15 protein-coding genes are annotated in these 18027 nt (G+C 51.7%); 2 read left to right on the forward strand and 13 right to left on the reverse strand.

Annotation, left to right across the window (positions count from 1 at the left end):
- The first annotated feature begins 17 nt into the window (after positions 1 to 17).
- Positions 18 to 671, forward strand: a complete 654-nt coding sequence (locus HP570_RS16665; RefSeq protein ID WP_172139600.1) for an amino acid ABC transporter permease — start codon at positions 18 to 20, stop codon at positions 669 to 671.
- Positions 668 to 1390 carry an amino acid ABC transporter ATP-binding protein gene (locus HP570_RS16670; RefSeq protein WP_173626438.1) on the forward strand — a complete coding sequence of 241 codons (723 nt, stop codon included), beginning with the start codon at positions 668 to 670 and terminating at the stop codon, positions 1388 to 1390. Before HP570_RS16665 ends, HP570_RS16670 begins: the two co-directional genes overlap by 4 nt.
- Positions 1391 to 1456: 66 nt before the next feature.
- On the opposite strand, the gene HP570_RS16675 is transcribed toward HP570_RS16670, so the two are convergent.
- From HP570_RS16675 to HP570_RS16735, 13 genes are all read right to left on the reverse strand, one after another.
- Complete coding sequence (locus HP570_RS16675; RefSeq protein ID WP_173626439.1) at positions 1457 to 3148, reverse strand: amylo-alpha-1,6-glucosidase; 1692 nt, start codon at positions 3146 to 3148, stop codon at positions 1457 to 1459.
- Complete coding sequence (locus HP570_RS16680; RefSeq protein WP_064200212.1) at positions 3138 to 3794, reverse strand: YesL family protein; 657 nt, start codon at positions 3792 to 3794, stop codon at positions 3138 to 3140. Before HP570_RS16680 ends, HP570_RS16675 begins: the two co-directional genes overlap by 11 nt.
- A gap of 30 nt (positions 3795 to 3824) precedes the next feature.
- On the reverse strand, positions 3825 to 4637 hold the full coding sequence (locus tag HP570_RS16685; protein WP_081437287.1) for a carbohydrate ABC transporter permease: 813 nt from the start codon (positions 4635 to 4637) through the stop codon (positions 3825 to 3827).
- Positions 4634 to 5554 carry a carbohydrate ABC transporter permease gene (locus HP570_RS16690; RefSeq protein ID WP_070105190.1) on the reverse strand — a complete coding sequence of 307 codons (921 nt, stop codon included), beginning with the start codon at positions 5552 to 5554 and terminating at the stop codon, positions 4634 to 4636. The genes HP570_RS16685 and HP570_RS16690 overlap by 4 nt, the downstream gene beginning before the upstream one ends.
- A 57-nt stretch (positions 5555 to 5611) precedes the next feature.
- A complete protein-coding gene (locus tag HP570_RS16695) occupies positions 5612 to 6910 on the reverse strand; it encodes an ABC transporter substrate-binding protein (RefSeq protein ID WP_173626440.1) in 1299 nt (432 codons plus the stop codon).
- Between the two features lie 118 nt (positions 6911 to 7028).
- Positions 7029 to 8222 (reverse strand): response regulator transcription factor, encoded by a 1194-nt coding sequence (locus HP570_RS16700; RefSeq protein ID WP_173626441.1) that lies wholly within the window; start codon positions 8220 to 8222, stop codon positions 7029 to 7031.
- Positions 8194 to 9930, reverse strand: coding sequence for a cache domain-containing sensor histidine kinase (locus HP570_RS16705; RefSeq protein ID WP_173626442.1), 1737 nt, complete (start codon positions 9928 to 9930; stop codon positions 8194 to 8196). Before HP570_RS16705 ends, HP570_RS16700 begins: the two co-directional genes overlap by 29 nt.
- A 95-nt stretch (positions 9931 to 10025) precedes the next feature.
- Entirely contained in the window at positions 10026 to 13136 is a 3111-nt protein-coding gene (gene ebgA, locus HP570_RS16710; RefSeq protein ID WP_173626443.1) for a beta-galactosidase subunit alpha, read from the reverse strand.
- Positions 13137 to 13154: 18 nt separating this feature from the next.
- Positions 13155 to 14153: an ROK family protein gene (locus HP570_RS16715; protein ID WP_173626444.1), complete on the reverse strand. Its 999-nt coding sequence runs from the start codon at positions 14151 to 14153 to the stop codon at positions 13155 to 13157.
- Between the two features lie 28 nt (positions 14154 to 14181).
- Entirely contained in the window at positions 14182 to 15126 is a 945-nt protein-coding gene (locus HP570_RS16720; RefSeq protein WP_173604099.1) for a 1-phosphofructokinase family hexose kinase, read from the reverse strand.
- A gap of 1 nt (position 15127) precedes the next feature.
- The gene (locus HP570_RS16725) at positions 15128 to 16219 is read right to left on the reverse strand and encodes a bifunctional phosphoglucose/phosphomannose isomerase (RefSeq protein ID WP_173626445.1); all 1092 of its coding nucleotides are present in this window, start codon (positions 16217 to 16219) and stop codon (positions 15128 to 15130) included.
- A 30-nt stretch (positions 16220 to 16249) separates the two neighbouring features.
- Positions 16250 to 17113 carry a class II fructose-1,6-bisphosphate aldolase gene (fba, locus tag HP570_RS16730; RefSeq protein WP_173626446.1) on the reverse strand — a complete coding sequence of 288 codons (864 nt, stop codon included), beginning with the start codon at positions 17111 to 17113 and terminating at the stop codon, positions 16250 to 16252.
- A gap of 34 nt (positions 17114 to 17147) precedes the next feature.
- Positions 17148 to 17927 carry a DeoR/GlpR family DNA-binding transcription regulator gene (locus HP570_RS16735; RefSeq protein WP_173604102.1) on the reverse strand — a complete coding sequence of 260 codons (780 nt, stop codon included), beginning with the start codon at positions 17925 to 17927 and terminating at the stop codon, positions 17148 to 17150.
- Positions 17928 to 18027: the final 100 nt, after the last annotated feature.

An 18027-nucleotide genomic window follows, 5' to 3' on the forward strand; every position in this document is an offset into this window, starting at 1 on the left:
AGAATGGAGTTGTCCAAATGAGCAGTAGTTGGGATGTCATTGCCGACGCACTTCCTGTCTTGGCCCAAGGCTCTGTGGTCACGTTAAAAATAACGATCATTTCCCTGTTTTTCGCTCTCTTAATCGGATTACTTTTTGGTTTAATGAGCACCAGCCGTTCCAAAATACTCCGCGGCATTGCAACCGCTTACGTTGACTTTCTCCGCGGCACACCGCTGTTGGTTCAAATCTTCTTTATTTATTTTGGATTGCCGCCTGTCCTGGATATCAAAATTCCAGAGACAACCGCAGGTATTCTAGCACTCAGCCTCAACGCCGGAGCGTACCTGGCTGAAATTTTTCGCGGAGGGATTCTCTCTATCGATAAAGGACAGATGGAAGCTGCTCGCTCCCTCGGACTATCCCACGGAAAAGCCATGCGCCTGGTTATCTTGCCTCAGGCTGTTCGCCGCATGATTCCTGCTTTCGTCAACCAATTCATCGTGACGCTAAAAGACACCTCGCTCTTAACGGTCATTGGTATCCGTGAGCTGATGAACAGTGGTGAGATTATCATTTCTAGTAACTTCCGCTCATTCGAAATTTGGGCTGTAGTAGCGGTCTTCTATTTCCTGATGATTTACATCCTCAGTCTGCTGTCCCGTTCCCTTGAGAGGAGGTTTGCAAAATGATTCATGTAGAGAATTTGAAAAAGAGCTTTGGCTCGTTGGAAGTCTTAAAAGACATCTCGACTACCATTAAAGAGCGTGAAGTTGTCTGTGTCATCGGTCCCTCCGGCTCGGGAAAAAGTACGTTTCTGCGCTGCCTGAACCAGTTGGAGGAGGTAACTTCTGGCAAAGTCACCATTGAGGGCATGGAGGTTACTTCCCCCAAAGTCAACATCAACAAGCTGCGAGAGCGTGTCGGCATGGTGTTTCAGCGGTTCAATCTCTTCCCGCATCTCACTGTTTTGGAAAACATCATGCTCGCACCCAAGCACGTCAAAAATTCAGAGCGCCAGCAAAATGAACAAAAGGCACTGCAACTCCTCAAAAAAGTAGATTTGGCGGACAAGCGAGACGTGTACCCTGATCGGTTATCTGGTGGTCAACAGCAGCGCGTAGCCATTACCCGTGCGCTCGCCATGGACCCTCACATCATGCTGTTCGACGAGCCTACCTCTGCACTCGACCCAGAAATGGTCGGAGAGGTTCTTCAGGTGATGAAGGATTTGGCCAAAGAAGGAATGACAATGGTCGTGGTTACACATGAGATGGGCTTTGCCCGTGAAGTAGCCGATCGCGTGATTTTCATGGATGGGGGATACATCGTCGAAGAAGGCACACCTGCCGAGATTTTTGACAATCCCCAGCATGAGAGAACCAGGGCATTTCTCAGTAAAGTGCTATAGACAAGCAACGGGCATGATGCGATTTTTTCATCCATCATGCCCACTTGGTTTTCCTATAAAACTACCTTACACATACTCATGTGCTAGCATCAAAAACACGCTGGACGTCCACGTAAAGGCCCGGTCCCTTAGTCCATCCCCTGTCAGCGCATCGAAGTTTTCCGCCATGCCACTGCGCGCTGCCATTCGGCAAAAACGTCTGGCAATCTCCTGAGAAAACGCGACTTCACCTGCTCGCCGCAATCCATCGACCAAAAGCATCGTCACTGGCGCCCAAATCGGGCCTAACCAGTAGCCATCAGCGCGGTAGAAGGAGCTGGTTGGACTCTCTGTAGCCAGTCCATTCTCTGTCAAAAACCGCTCCTGCAAGTCCACAATCAGCTTGGCCCGGATGTCCTGCGGCAGCTTTTCGCCTAGCACGAGAGGCATATAACGGATCAAGCTGTCTCCTTGTGTAGGCTTGTCGCTACCGGAGTGGGTCGCGAAGAAGTTATCGCCATTCCAGTGCTTCTCCAGCAGTCGTTGCAGCGTCATTTCGGCCTTTTCCTGCCACCTCGCTGCCTCTTCGGGACGGCCTAACCTATTCGCCAAATCCGCCAGCACATCCATTTGCAGAATCAAATACGCAGGCAAATCCGGGCTTTCAATCGGCGCCCCATCGAGGAAAATCGTGCTGTTGTCCCAGCCGCAGTCATAGCCGTGATTGTACTGCGGAATCCCGTCCTGATCATCATCGCGGTAACGGAACCACCAATTGGTCCAGCGACAAAGCGGCTCGTACACCTCTTCCAGCATCTCGTTTGTAATGGCGTCGTTCCGATCCAGCATCCAGCGCAGCGTCCAGCCGTGAATCGGAGGCTTGCAGCAATTCCATAACGCATACCGATCATTGATAAAATCAGGGAAGACACCACTCTCATCCTGCCTGTCGATAAAAATCATGAGCTGATCCCACGCCAGCGGCAAGTTTGCTCGCGTCAGTGCCATCGCATTGAAGCAATGATCCCAGCTCCAGATATTCGTCATCCAGTTTTTGGACATGTACATCGCGGCTCGTGGCAGGTAGCCTTCAGGTCTCACCACACAAGACCAGGTGATGTACGCCGCGAGTTCTCGTGCTTCATTCAAGCCTTCACGATGCTCCTCAGATACAGAGAGTGTCCGTTCCACCCACTCGTCGTACTCTTTTTTTACCTGTGTCCATCCATCGGCAAAGGCAGGGTAGCTACGCTCCTTCCATACCGTGTGGAACTCCTCCAATACGCCTTCCAGTACACCCGTTTCCTCGTCGGGAAGAAAGGTTACGCCCACTTGCTGTTCACGTGATGCCTTCGTAGGGCTTACCACAAGTGATCCCGCAATCGGAGTCACTCGCAAGCGAATTTCCGTGGAAAAGTGATTGATTTCCCAGCATCCAGCTCCAGCTTGAATCGCATAATCTGCTGCCGTCGATTCGAGCACCAGTCGCAAACCAATGCCTTGACCACGTACCTGCACCAGCTGCGGCTCGCTCATGCACAGCTTTACTTCGCCTTTATCCCCGTAAAGTCGCAGCAAGGTTGGCGTAGCCTCCGTCTTAAATGGAACTGCCACACCATCGGCCACCATTTCGATTCGAAAAATCGCGCCATCGTGGTTGTCTCCTCCACGAATATTGCGCAAATATAGTCCTTCTTTTCGCTTGGCGTTACCTAGTCGCGAGAGTACGAGATACGACCCGTATCGGCTAAAAGGAACCATTCCTAAATCAAACAGCATATGTCTCACCTCGAGGTTGCTTGGTCGATCGTTTTCGATCGCGCTTTTCCAACAAACGACTCATTCTCGCGTTCATCCACCAGACAGGCAGGCTCGCCCCCAATAAGATCGGCAAAACAGGAATCGCCAGCAAGAGAATTAAGAGAAGGAGCAAGCCTCCCAGCGTGACGAGCGAATGCAACGGAAAGGCCGCGACTAGCCAAAACGATTGCTTGAGTATCCTCTTCACGTCTGCATCCTCCCGAACAAGCAGGGAAAAAGCGTGGCAAGTGGTAGCCGCATGCAAGAATCCAATTCCCGCAAAAACAGCTGCGATCGAGAGCCCCCACAGAGAGCCCATGCGAAGGAAAAACACCACATCGACCCACAGGATTGCCCCCGTTAGCACCGTCCCTGCACCAAGCCATTGGCTCCTCCAGAAATAGTGGCGAAAAGCATGCCAGAAGGCAGATGGAAGCCCGCGGTCATTCCACTTGCCGCTAAGTACGTCGTGTAGAGCCGCTGTCGCTGGAAAGATTCCAAAAACGATGCCTCCCAAGAGCGTGCACGCCACCCACATGAGATGCGCTGCCGCCATCCGCAACAATCGCTCACCAAATTGATGAAATGACCATGCCCAGCCTTCCCACTTCGCCCGATTCCCCACTGTGGCACTCCCTCCTTATTTGATAGCTTCTTACTTAATAGCAACACCAGCTGAATTGTCTACGATATATCGTTGTGCGAGGAAAAAGAGGAGTAACGGCGGAAGCGAGATCAGGAGCGTTACCGCCATCAGCCCTGTAGCCTCTACTTCATACATCCCTTTAAATTGCGCCAGTCCCAGCGTCAGCGTGTACTGACTTTGGTCATTCAAGAAAATGAGTGGACCCAAATAGTCGTTCCATGTGCCCAAGATGTTGAATACACTCACCAAAATCAGAGCAGGCATCATCAACGGCATAATAATCCGGGCGTAAATCTGAAATGAACCCGCACCATCAATACGCGCCGCTTCATCCAGCTCACGAGGAATGGTCAAAATAAACTGTCGCATGAGGAAAATATAAAACGCTGATCCAAAGAACGAAGGCACAATCAACGGCTTGAGTGTGTTGATCCAGCCCAGATAGTTGAACTCCATGTACAGCGGAATCATTGTCACTTCCCACGGAATCATCATCGTCGCCAGAACGACCATAAACAGGAAGTCTCTTCCTTTAAACGTGAACCGGGCAAAGCCGTACGCGACCAGCGAAGACGATATCAACTGCCCAATCGTAGTCAGGATCGTCACCGTCAACGAGTTTTCCAAATACAGATTAAACGGCTGCGACATCCACGCATTCCCGAAGTTCTCCCAATGCAGCACATCCGGAATCCATTTGGGTGGATACTGCAAAATCTCAGCGTCCGATTTGAGCGCAGTAGAGATCATCCAGTAAAACGGTGCGAGAAACAGGAAAGAGAAAAAGATCAAGCTCGCATAAGCGATTGTCTTGCGTATCAAGCTTCTTCCCCTCCCCTGCGGTTGTCGCCCTCGTAATACACCCATTTGCCGGACGTTTTAAATACGAGGAAGGTCAATACCAAAATGATCGCAAACATAAACCAGGAGTTCGCCGAAGCATACCCCATCTTGAAGTATTTGAAGGCGTTGTCATACGCGTACATGGCATAGAAGTACGTGGATTGCAACGGTCCTCCTCCTGTGAGCAAGAGTGCTAGACTCAGCTGCTGGAACGCACTAATGATCGTCATAATCAGGTTAAACAAAATCGTAGGGCTGACCATCGGTAGTGTAATGCGGAAAAATTTTTGCACCGCCCCTGCCCCATCAATCGAAGCCGCTTCATACAAGCTCTCCGGGATGCTTTTGAGCCCCGCCAGGAAAATCAATACCATGGAGCCTTGCCCCCACAGACTGGCGATTACCATGGCAACGAGTGCCCACGACGTATCGTTTAGCCAATCTGGACCTGTAATCCCAACCAGACTGAGCAAATAGTTGAAAATACCGTATTCCCCGTCGTATACCCACGCCCAGATCATCGCCAGCGCCACACCGGAAATCACGCTCGGTAAGTAAAACACTGTGCGGAAAAAACCGCTGCCTTTTACCTTCTGATTCAGCATCATCGCCAAAAACAACGCGATGAACAAATTCAACGGGACAAACAACAGCGCAAATTTAATCGTGACCCAGAGCGATTGCCAAAACAATGGATCATCCGTAAACATATTGATGTAATTATCCAAGCCGACGAACGTAACCTCACCAACGACAGGCCAATCAAAAAAGCTCATGACGAGCGAAAACAGCATCGGTCCCAGCGTAAAAGCGAGAAAGCCGAGAATCCAAGGCAAGATAAAAAGATAGGGCGTAAGAAACGCCCTTCCCTTAAGTTTTTTCGGTTGAACGGTCATGGCAGGCTGTTTGTGTGTCACAACACTCTCTGTATTCAATTTCCTGACCCCTTCCCGTTATTTCAAGAATTTCTGGGAGTCTTTGACTGCCTTATTCAGTAATTCCTCGGCGTTTTGTCCCATCATGATCGCATTGACCGCTGCGGAAAGGTTCCGGTTGATTTCGTTCCAATGCGGATTCAACAGGAAGGCTGGCGTGTCAGTCGATTGCTCCAATGTCTTATAGAACGGCGCGTAGAGCTGGTCCTGATCGAGCTTCTTCTCTTGTACGACACTAATACGCACAGGCAAATCAGATGTACGCATCTTGATCGCATCGCTGGAAACGAAGAACTTCAAAAACTCCCATGCCAGTTCTTTGTTTTTGGAATCCTTGGCGATCGATACAGAGGAGGTTGCAATGACTCCCTTGCCAGGCTTACCAGGGAATTGCGGCATCACGACCGTACCAAAGTCGACATTCGCCTTCTTGTACGACTCGAGCGACCATACGCCGTTGTCATACATCGCGAGCTTGCTAGCTTTGAACAAGTCGTTGCCGCTTTGCTGGTTTTTGCCTCCGACGAGCAAAGCGCTCTTGTCCTTCGCCAAATCACTGAAAATTTGCAGGGCCTCTGCTGTTTCCTTACTGTTCATGTAGCCTTCGATGGCTTTTCCATCGGGGCTGATGAAGCTGCTGCCGTTGCTCCACACGAACTGCTGCAAATCGTACGTATCCGGCTCCGAACGAACAGCGAAGCCGTACTGCTTCTTGTCGCGAACGGTCAGCTGTTTGGCTGCCGATTTGAAATCCTCCCACGTCCAGTCGTCTGTCGGAAGTGGTACATTTGCTTCGTTAAATAGCTTTTTGTTGTAGAAGACGACCCGCGTCGAGAAGCCCGCTGGGAGTCCGAACAATTTTCCATCGAATCGATTATAGTTTAAGAGGCCTTGGTAAAAGTCGTCGATTGCCACTGATGGGTCCTTCTTTACGTACTCATCCAATGGCTCGAGCGAGGCGTTATACGTGGGGAAATCCCACATGTACATGACATCCGGCGGATTTTTGGCTCCGAATGCCGCTACCAGCTTCTGATCAAAACCATCTGCATATGCCTCGACTTGTACCTTCACACCCGGATTTTTCTGTTCGAATTGTTTCGCGATATCTTGTTGGATCTTCAGCATTTGGTCCGTATCCCATGTCGCGAAACGCAATGTAACCGTTTCCTTTTTATCAGACGACGCTGGCGTTGTCGTACCTGTGCTACTAGACGTCCCGTCTGATCCTGCTGGCTGGGCTTGTGAACAACCAGCTACGACGGCCAAAAGAAGTGCCATGCCAGTTGCCATCCATTTTGACGCAACCTTTTTCATCTGTGATCCCCCCTAGATTTGCCCATCATTTTTCTTTATTTTAATGAAGGGGAAAAAACGGTGAAACCGCTAATTGTTCGCAATAGTGCGTGAATTTGTTTCCTTTTTTTCGTTCTGATCAGGTTTGCGCGGTGGAGTGGACGATTGTTCGACTGGACTCCTCCTTTTGTTTGAAACGGTAGTGGCTCGGGGTCATCCCCGTGTATTTTTTAAACCATTTGCTAAAGTATTTTGCGTCAGGAAGGCCGACACGCTCAGCTACCTCCTGAATGGACAGAGCTGTCTCATCCAGCATTCCCCGGGCCATTTTTACCCGGCGCTTGTCGAGAAACTCCCCAAAGCTCTCGCCCACTCCCTTTTTAAACATCACGCTAAAATGACTGCGGCTCAGTCCCACCTGTGAAGCTACCTCACTAACGGTCAATGGCGTATCCAGACGATCGAGTGCGTAATGAACAGCCTGCTTGATCGGTTCCTGCCACGGGTCTTGAATGACGCCGTACTTGCGCGCCCGCTCCGTGCGCTGGTAGAGCATCCGTACCGTCTGAATCCACGGTTCGAGGCCAGCAAACGGGCTTGCTGTCTCCCAGCTCTTCACCTTTCCAGCCAGCTTCCATTCCACGAGCAAGGATTCTACCTGTCTGCCAGTACTTGCGGGTGTCAGCAAAAAACGAATATCGCTACATACAAGCCATTCCCATTCGCCTTCCAGCTCACTTGCTACCCATGCCCGCTCCTGTTCCTCCCGGTTCGCACTGCCCATCCCTTCCAAGATCCATACACGCATAGAATCGTTCATCCACGACCAATGTGTTTGCAGGAGGGAGGACAAGCTTTGCTCGAAATCCCGGCTCAAGCCAGTCAACCACGCACCGAATTCCCGCTTCCATTCATCAGGGCGTTCACGAACGTTTTCAGGTCGCGCACTCTCGCCTGCCAGCTCAGTCCGCAGCTTTTCCAACAACGTACCCCATTCCTCATCCTGGAACTCGGTCTTCAACAAATATCCCGACACGCCTAGAGAGATTCCCTGCTGGGCAAAAGAAAAATCGCGGTGACAGCTGAGCAGAAGCACCTTTGTTTGTGGTGCGTGCTCCTTCACCCGCCTGCAAAGCTCCAGCCCATCCATTTCTGGCATAACGATGTCCGTAATCACCAGCTCGGGCTGTACTTGCAGGAAAGTCTCCCAGCCTTTCCGACCATTCGGTGCATCCGCTACCACTTCCATCCCGTAGCGACTCCACGGCACCATTGCCTTTAGTCCTCTTCGCACCAGCACTTCATCATCCACAATCATTACCTTGATGCTCATCAGGAATTTCCTCCCTTTTCGGCCATGTGATTTGAATTGTGGTTCCTTCTCCTCTGACAGATGAAATCTTCATGCCGTGCTCCATACGGAAATGAAGCTTGAACTTCTGATCGACGTTGTACACGCCGAGCCCTCGTTTGCTAGAACGCTCCAGATCAGGATCGAGAAGTTTGGCCAATCGCTGGGGCACAATTCCTGCGCCGTCATCTTGCAACAGTAGCGTCACAAGCCCTTCTTTTTCACTGACACTGATCCGGATCGTTCCGTGCCCGTCTTCGAATGCGTGGAAAAAGATATTTTCCAAAAGCGGCTGAAGAGTCATTCGCGGGATTAAATAACGGCGGCAAGCCTCTACTCCGGTCCGTTCAAATTGAAAAACAGGTCCGTACCGCAGCTCTTGGATTTGCAGAAAATGCTCGACGGTTTGCAGCTCCTTTTCCAACGGGACGAGCTCCTGTGTGATGTCGAGATTACCCTCTAGCACTTTGATGAGATGATAGAGCATATTGCCGATTTCATTGGCACCAGATAATCTGGCTTTCCACTGGATCGAATTGAGTGTATTGAACAACAGATGCGGATTGATTTGGTAGTGAACGGCCCGCAGCTCTGCTTCCTTTTTCAACTGCTCGGTTCGACTCACCTCGGCGATTAGCGTCTGAATCCGCCTCACCATTTGGTTAAAGCTCACTCCTAACCGCCCCAGCTCGTCTTCCGTGTCTACTTCTGCGCGCGTCTGTAGCTCGCCTGTTCCGACCAGCCGCATTGTTTCTTGCAGTCGCTTGATTTTGCCTGTAATTCGTCTGGAAAATAAATACGCCAAAAGAAGGGCCAACACTGCCGAAAGAATCAGCGCTGCGATAAAGAAGGATTGAATCACTTCCGCAGAGCGGTTCATTTGTTCGTACGGTAAGCGCACCTGAATCATCCAGTTGTTGGACTCCAGCGGTTTGTTCCAGACGATATCGCTCTCTTGCTGGACGAACGTACCCGCAGTCTGGTAAATCAGCTCGCCATTTTTGGCTGTGATCGTCACATGCGCACTCATGTCCTTTTCCAGCTGGGAAAACAGTTGAAACAGCTTGCCTGCTTTCATCTCGATCAAAATCCGGCTTTCCTTCAACACGCCATAACCACTGAGAACGGGAACGACCAGGCCAAGAACCTTCTCTTGATTCCGCAGCTCCGCCTCATCCTGAAACCCGACATAATGCCTGGGTGTGTAAAAGCCAATCCATCGCTCCTCATCCAGCTTGGCGGGCAGTGCTCTCCACCACGATTCCCGCATCAGATCCTGGCCATTGATGACATTTTCCCCGAAAAAATAACCGGAGGGCGTCACGATAAAAATACCTTTTGTATCAAGGTTTCGGTGCGCCCCCAGGTATCGCTCGAAATTTTTTTGTTCCAGAAAGCCTGTGTAGGTCTTCGGTTGTTCCTCGCGCATGACGACCAATGTCGGGTCTGACACGTACGTATTGATGTCATAGGCCATGTATCTCATTTGGCTCAGGTAGTTGTCGATCTGGATTTGCAGCTGTGTCGCGATATACTCGCCTGACTTGCTAAATTGCTCGCGAACGACCATCGATGATTTCCAATACGCCATACTCCCCAGAGTAATCAGCGGAATAATGGCTGCAATCAGCATAAAAGCGAGCAGCTTGGCATGAATGCTTCTGCGCGGGAAGAGCGACCATGACTTCATGTGACAAACCACCACCGTATTTTGATTAGTTGTACTATTCGATCTTTAGCTAGATTGTACAACGTTTCGGCGATGCCTTCGAGAGCAATCAGCGGTTAGTTACACAAATTCAAATTCCGCTTATACAGATGAACCGGAGAAATCGTATCCTTCGAAAAAGGCGTTAGCCTCATCTGGAACTGGAACGCCTCTGGACGCAAGGCATGCTGCTCGGATTGCTTAGGTCCGCAGCTATTGCTACCCAGCCCGTTTTGTCGATAATCGAGATGCAGTGTGACATACTCTCGTTTTACGAGATCTGTCGTGTGCTTTGCTTGCTCCAGATCGTCCGTATCATAGCGAAGTGCGCTAAATTCCAAGGTCGGTTGACCCGTCGCGAAAAGTCCAATGCCACGCTGATCCGTGATCGACATCCATTTGACGTCCGTGCGATTGCCATTTTCCTGCGGGAACACGTACGACGTGTACAGCTCATCCACACTCGCCTGATACACCCCGATGCGATTAGCTTCCTTGCTGTCGATATACGCCTCTCCCGGGCCGCGACCATACCACGAGACGCACTCCATATCTTTGGCGACCAATAGCTTCAAGCCGATTCGCGGCAGCATCGCTGGCGGGGTACCTTTGGGTGTGCCTTGAACCTCTACCTGCACTTCGCCATTTCCGAACACAGTATACGTGTAGCGACATGCAAAACCCCAGTCGTATACAGGCGGAGCAATCCGCACATCGCAGGTAATGACCACACGATCTTCTCGATCCTGCTGGATGCTTACATGCTCCACCCGGTTTTGCAAACGATCGAGGTACACCTTGCGCCACTCTTCCACTACGTACATGTCATTGTCAATCGGAGCACGCCAAAATGTGAGGCGAGGTCCTTCCACCAACAGCTCCTTGCCTGCAAACACCCAGCTCGTCGGCACACCGCTCACTTTGTCAAAAACGAACTGAAAATCTGCTCCTGTAAGGGTCACGTCCGTTTTCGTTTCTTTCATATCTACTCTGCCGAACACAGGCTGATAGGAAGCGCCCATAACCTTTTGGGCAGCGGTCACTGGCAAGGCAAATTGTGCCCAAGCCAGCTCATGTCCAGCCTGTACCCAGCTCTCATCTTGGCCCAGAACAAAGGAGAGCGTCAGCCAGTAGTCGGTTCGATCCTGCACCTGCGCAGGCAAGGTATACGGAACAGCTACATTGGTACGACTTCCTGCTTCCGTATGTGGTAGCGACAGCGTGCCGCTCTGCACCACTTGTCCATCTGCTGTCACACGCCAAACCATTCTCACGTGCGCAAGCGTGCGGAAATCATAGCGATTCGTAATGGTGACGAGCCCGCTTTCTAGATCAGTGGCTTCTACGACGATCGGCTCTATCACTTTTTTGTATTCGAGCAGCCCTGGCGATGGGGTGCGATCCGGACGAATCAGTCCATCGATGACGAAGTTGCCATTTGTCGGGTAGTCCCCGAAGTCGCCTCCGTAGGCAAAATACTCTCGCCCATCCGGTGTATATTGGCGCAAGCCGTGATCAATCCATTCCCACACAAAGCCGCCCTGCAAGCGTTGATATTTGTCAAACACATTGGCGTAGTCGCGCAAGCCACCGGGTCCATTCCCCATGGCATGAGCATACTCGCACATGATATGCGGCTTTTGCAGATGTTCATTTTCACCATGCTGGATCATTTTTTCAACCGAGGAGTACATAGTGGAAAATACGTCGCACACTTCTGCTTCGCGATCCTCCTCGTAGTGGATGAGACGAGTCGGGTCCGCTTGTCGGCACCAAGCGGCCATTGCCCGGAAATTGCAGCCAAAACCGGATTCGTTGCCAAGCGACCACATGATGATCGACGGATGGTTTTTGTCGCGCTCCACCATGCGCTCCATTCGCTCTACGTATGTCTGCTCCCACTCTGGATCATCGCTCAGTTGACTAATGTTGCCGGTTAACTGGAAGCCATGCGTCTCCAAATCGGTTTCGTCCATGACATACAATCCGTACTGGTCGCACAAATCGTAAAAACGCGGATCATTCGGATAATGCGCGGTACGAACGGCGTTGATGTTGTGACGCTTCATCATGAGCACATCTTCACGCATCGTTTCATACGGGACAGCACGCCCGAGATCGGGATGATGATCATGGCGATTCACGCCGTTCAGGCGAATCGCTACACCGTTCACATAGAAGTTGTTTCCTTTTACTTCGATACGTCGGAAGCCGACGCGAATCGGGATGACTTCTGTCTTTTCGCCCGACTCCTGCTCAATCGCAAGCAGCAGGTGATACAGGTTCGGCTCCTCCGCCGACCATTTTTTCGGCTCCTGCACCGGAAGCTCCAAGACCACGACCTTTTCCTGTCCGGCTGCCAGCTCGCCTGCTTCGGTGTTAGTTAGCGAAGCGATAAGCGTGCAGGATTGATCCAGCAGCTTTGCGGTCACACTCACCCCGTCATAGGCAGCTTCGGAACTGTTTTCTACATGGACACGTACGCGCAGCACACCATGGCGGAATTCCTCATCCAGATCAGTCACGACTGCCAGATCTCTCACATGCAGCTTCGGTCTGGCAATCAGGGAAACATCCCGAAAAATTCCGCTCAAGTACCACATATCCTGATCCTCTACATATGTACCGTCCGACCATTGGTACACTTGAACAGCTAAGCGATTCCTGCCTTCCTGCAACAGCTCCGTCACCTCAAACTCAGATGGCAAGCGGCTTCCTTGGCTATAGCCGACTTCCTTTCCGTTCAGCCACACATGAAAAGCGCTGTCGACCCCTTCAAACCGCAGGATCACCTGCTGATTTTTCCACCCAGGCGCAACCGTAAACTCTCGTATATAGCAGCCTGTCGGGTTATCTGACGGCACATGCGGCGGATCGACTGGAAACGGATAGTACAAGTCCGTGTAATGCGGTTTCCCGTACCCTTGGAGCTGCCAATGCCCCGGCACCTGAATTCGCGCCCACTCCGTCGCATCGTAATCGGCGGCAAAAAAGTTTTCCGGCACACGCAGTGGTGATTCTGCGTAAACAAACTGCCAATGCCCATTCAACAATTGAAACCACGGTGTTGCCCCTCTTTCATACGTCAGTGCTCCCGATTCTTCCGGGTAAGACAAAAAGTAAGCCCGCGCCGCCAAGCGGTTTCGCTCTAGCAGCTGATGATTTGCCCAGTCATACCGTTGATGCATCGATGTACACTCCTCTTTTTACAATTTCACGGTTCCTTGTTCCCTGTTCGTTGCTTGCAGGGCCAAGGCGCCAGCACCGAGCATTCCTGCATCTGCACCGAGCTCGGCCAAGACGATCTTTGTCTGTTGGTGTACGACATCCATGGCGTACTTTTGTACACTCGCTTGAACGGGGGCCAGTAAAAGCTCCCCAGCCCGGCAGACGCCACCGCCGATCACTACCAGTTGTGGGTTGCACACGTTCACCAACACAGACAGAGCCCAGCCCGTTACTTCACACGCTTCGTTCCATGCGCAGGTCGCCACCGCATCACCTTGTTCCACTGCCGTAGCCACCTGCTCAGCCGTAATCCGCTCAAGCTGCCCATCGCACAGAGTAAACAGAGGAGAGGCTTTTGCTTGCCGCGGATTTGCATCGAGCTCCTTGTCCAAGCGTTCACGGGCCAATCTGGCAATACCTGTAGCAGATGCGACCGTCTCCACACAACCGAGCTTGCCGCAATTGCATGGAGCAGTAAGCCCTGGATAACGCACATGACCAATCTCTCCCGCGAATCCGTGACTGCCCCGAACTAGCTTTCCTTCGTTTACAATCCCTGCCCCCACCCCTGTACCAAGCGGCACGAAAATGAGGTGATTTACCTCCCGCCCCGCACCGAATGTGGCTTCTCCGAGCGCAGCTGTCCGTAAATCGTTTTCAAAAAAAAGCGGCAGCTCCACCAGCTTCGCGAGCGGTGTCCGCAAGTCTGCCTTATGCAATTGAAAGTTGGGCGAGTGAACCGATATCCCATTTTCCGCATCAAAAGGACCAGGAAATCCGATCCCTACTGACTCTATGGGAACGGGTGATTGATCCCGCAGTTCTTTAATCAAGGCAGCCATTCGCTCGATCAAGATGGGCAAGTTGTTATGGACTTTGGTCTCCTTGGCAGCCCGGAGGAGAATTCGCCCATTCTCGTCCATGACCGCACCTTTCATTGTCGTACCACCGACATCGAGGCCAATTACATGGCGCATGCTACTCCTCCCTTCTAAACCAGCTATTTTACTCGACTCGCTCCACATGCATCGGTTGACTTCTCAACCTCTGCACATCGTCGGGCGCGATCATACCCGCTCCAAACGACCGTGTATTCGCGGCGCCGCATGCCATCCCCAGCCAAATTGCATCTGGCCAAGCCAAGCCTCGCAGCCTTCCGACAAGGACACCCGCAAGCATGGAATCACCGCAACCCACTGTATTTTTCACTTCGGATTCCGCCAAAGGGATCGCGGAAATACGCCACGTCTCCTTTCCATCGCCAAACCACGCGCCCTCCTCCCCTAACGAAAGAAGGACTCGCTGAGCACCGCGCTCACGTAGCTCTCGTATCGCTCTGCACCGTGCCTCCTCGCTATCCAGCAAAAATCCGAGAATCGCTTCCGCTTCCGGTCGATTGGGCTTGATGAGCGCGGGGGTTGCTTTTAATCCTTCCAGCAGGGCCGGGCCGCTCGTATCGAGCACGCATGCAGTTCCTTTCCCGGCGACACCTCGGATGAGCGCAGCGTATGTTTCTGTTGGAACGCCACCTGGCAAGCTTCCGGAAAAAACCATGTACTGGGCCTGATCCGCCAGCCCGATCAAACGCGTTTGCAAGCGACCGATCTCTTCTTCACTGGGTGCAGGACCTTGCTCTAGCACTTCTGTCACCGTTCTCTCCTGTTCGTCGAGAAAAGCGAGACACAATCGGGATTCTCCGCTCGTTTCAATAAAGGAGGACGTAATCCCCTCACGTTCGCAGCCTTCCACAATGAACCTCCCGTTGTGACCAGCGACAAAACCGCTGGCGACAACATCCTGCCCCAATGCTTTCGCTACACGCGCTACATTTAGCCCTTTTCCACCGGGCAAGCTCAGTACATCCCCCGTGCGATGCAGCTCTCCTGCACGAAAATGCGAGAGTCGATACGTCTTATCAATGGCCGCGTTCAGTGTTACCGTTACGAGCATGCTATCTCACCTGCACAGTGACGAGCGGTTGCCCCATTTTTTGTTTGAACAAATTGATCACTTCTACCGGGGTTGGATCGACGCCGCGAATCAGAGCAGCATACAACGACACGAAGTCTGCCAAGTACACGATCGAATACAAGCGAGCCATTCGGGACACGCCGTGGGAATGAACTACCCTTACCCCACCAGCGCGCTCACGCAAAATGTCAGCACTGATTTCTACACGTTGGGTCGTCTTCTCGCTGTCCTCCTGATCGCGAATGAGTGTAAAATGAACGCCCTTCAGCAGCGCGGACGGCGAATCCCACCCCACAGCCTCGTCGTGGTGAAGGCTCGGTATGGCGTTCCAAAATGCCATCAGCTTGCTGTTTTCCCCGAGCTGGTTTTTCCAACGCCATGCAGGAGCATCGAAAAACGGTAGCGTTCCGTACACGACAGGTATCAATCCATCCATCTCGATGGCGATTTGTTTGGCTGCATTTTTCTCGATCGGAGAATCGGTTCCATAGATGTGCTTCCATTCCTCGAACAGAGCAATCGTCTCTTCGACCTCCACACGCTTGTCGCAAATCAGCCCGAGCTTCGTCAGGATGGCGAGTATCGGCAAGAAAATGTAGCCCAATACGATTCGCGGCATCATTCCACCTGGCACGAGCAAGCACACATGATTGTGTTTCCGAGCCATCTCCAATACTTTTCCGCCTGCCGTAATGACAGCGATCTGTGCTCCTTTGGCAATAGCCGCTTCGTAGCCGCTGACAACTTCTTCTGTATTGCCGGAGTGGCTAACGACAATGACAAGCGTTTTCGCATCCACAAAAGCCGGAATGGTGTAGCCTTGATTTAACTGAAGCGGCACTTGCAACTCGTCAAACAAATACGACTTGATCAAATTGACGCTCGCAGCCGAACCGCCACCAGTGCCAAGCACGACAATATTTTCGATTTTAACAGAAATATCCGATACATCTAAACTATCAGATAATTTTAGGCCTGTTTTAAACTGTTCATCGTAGCTTTCCGTATCTTGCAGGGCAGAAATCGTGTCCAGTTCGCGCAACGCTTTGGCATCATCGAGGTTTATACGCATGTAAAATCGTCCCTTCCTATTCTTTTTGGATTAACGTATATTCGCTTTTCCGATACAACCACACATCTCCATCTTGGCGAGTGCGACTTCTTTGACCGCCTGCTTGGCCTGCTTCATATAGGTACGCGGGTCGTTTTCCTGCGGGTTGTTGTCAAAAACGCCCTTGATCGCTTGCGAAAACGCGATACGCAGCTCTGTCGCTACGTTCATTTTTGCCATGCCGAGCTGAACCGCCCGCTTCACCTGCTCTTCGGGAATTCCCGAGCCACCGTGCAACACTAGTGGCACAGAAACACGACGGGCAATCTCCTCGATGCGAGCAAAATCAATGCGCGGCTCCCCCTTGTAAATCCCGTGAGCCGTACCAATCGCCGGTGCCAACGTATCCACGCCAGTCAACTCGATAAATCTCTCGCACTCGATCGGGTCAGCCAGTGCAGCATCTGCATCATCGACGACAAGATCGTCCTCCACGCCCCCAACCTTGCCGAGCTCTGCCTCCACATTGACACCGCGCTCCCGAGCCAGCTCCACTACACGCCGCGTCATCTCCGCATTTTCCGCAAAAGGATGCATCGACGCATCGATCATGACCGATGTGTAACCCGCTTCGATACATCGGATAATCAGTTCCTCCTCATGACAATGATCCAAATGCAAGGCAATCGGCACCCGGGCCTCCTCTGAGGCTACCCGGGCAATTGCTGCTACATACTCCGGTCCGAGATGCCGGACCGTACCGACTGTAGTCTGTAAAATGAGCGGTGCGTTTGCTTCGCAAGCCGCCTCCACTACTGCTTGGAGCATTTCCATCGTGTGTACGTTGAATGCCCCCACACAATATCCCTGCTCCCTTGCTGTGCGCAGCATCTGTGTCGATGATACCAACGCCATATCGATCCCTCCGCTTCCTTTCTGAACTGGTAGTTTACTTGGTCACAACCTGCAAGCTCGCCAGCTCCAGGTTGATGCCCAGCTCCGCATACTTACTGACAAGATGCTGTGCCGCCGCATCCGTAATAATCCGATCGACATCGGACACCCCGGCGAATTTTGCCAAATGCGTCTCTCCGAACTTGCTATGGTCGGCGAGCACATAGACTTTTCTGGCGCGTTCCATCATGACTTGGTTAATTTGCGCTTCGGCCAGATTGAGCGTCGTCAGTCCATTTTCCGGATGAATTCCATCTGCTCCGATAAAGCATTTGAATACAGAAAGTCCTCGCAAATTGTCCGCTGCGACAGAACCAACGAGCGCAAAGGATTTGTGGCGCATCTCTCCACCGATCAAGATGACGTGATGCTTACCTTGACTGTTCAGCTCCATCGCGATGTTGACCGCATTCGTCACGACCGTCAGATCATTCAGGCCGCGCAGCAGCTTGGCGAGCTCCATCATCGTGGTCCCTGCCCCGAGAATAACCGTGTCCCCCGGCTGTATGTGCGACAGCGCTTGATGGGCAATCGCTTGCTTCTCTTCACTTCTCTCTTCCAGCTTCTCTGTAAAACTGCGCTCCAATGGCAAGAAATTCGTAATCGTCGCGCCTCCATGAATGCGCGTCAGCAGACCATCGTTTTCGAGCTTGATCAAATCTTTTCGGATCGTTACTTCCGACACATCCAGCGCCAGACTCAATTGGCTGACGGTTACGCTCTGTTCTGCTTTCAATTGTTCGAGGATCTTGCTGTGCCGTTCGGCTGCCAGCATATGACTTCACTTCCTTACGATATTAAAATATATAGTTTCGTTTTATTTCTAATTGCCTTTCGTTTACTTTCATTTTGATCTTAGCACTGTAGAAAAACGA

Origin of the sequence: Brevibacillus sp. RS1.1, from assembly GCF_013284365.1 — a bacterium.
Classification (GTDB): domain Bacteria; phylum Bacillota; class Bacilli; order Brevibacillales; family Brevibacillaceae; genus Brevibacillus; species Brevibacillus brevis_D.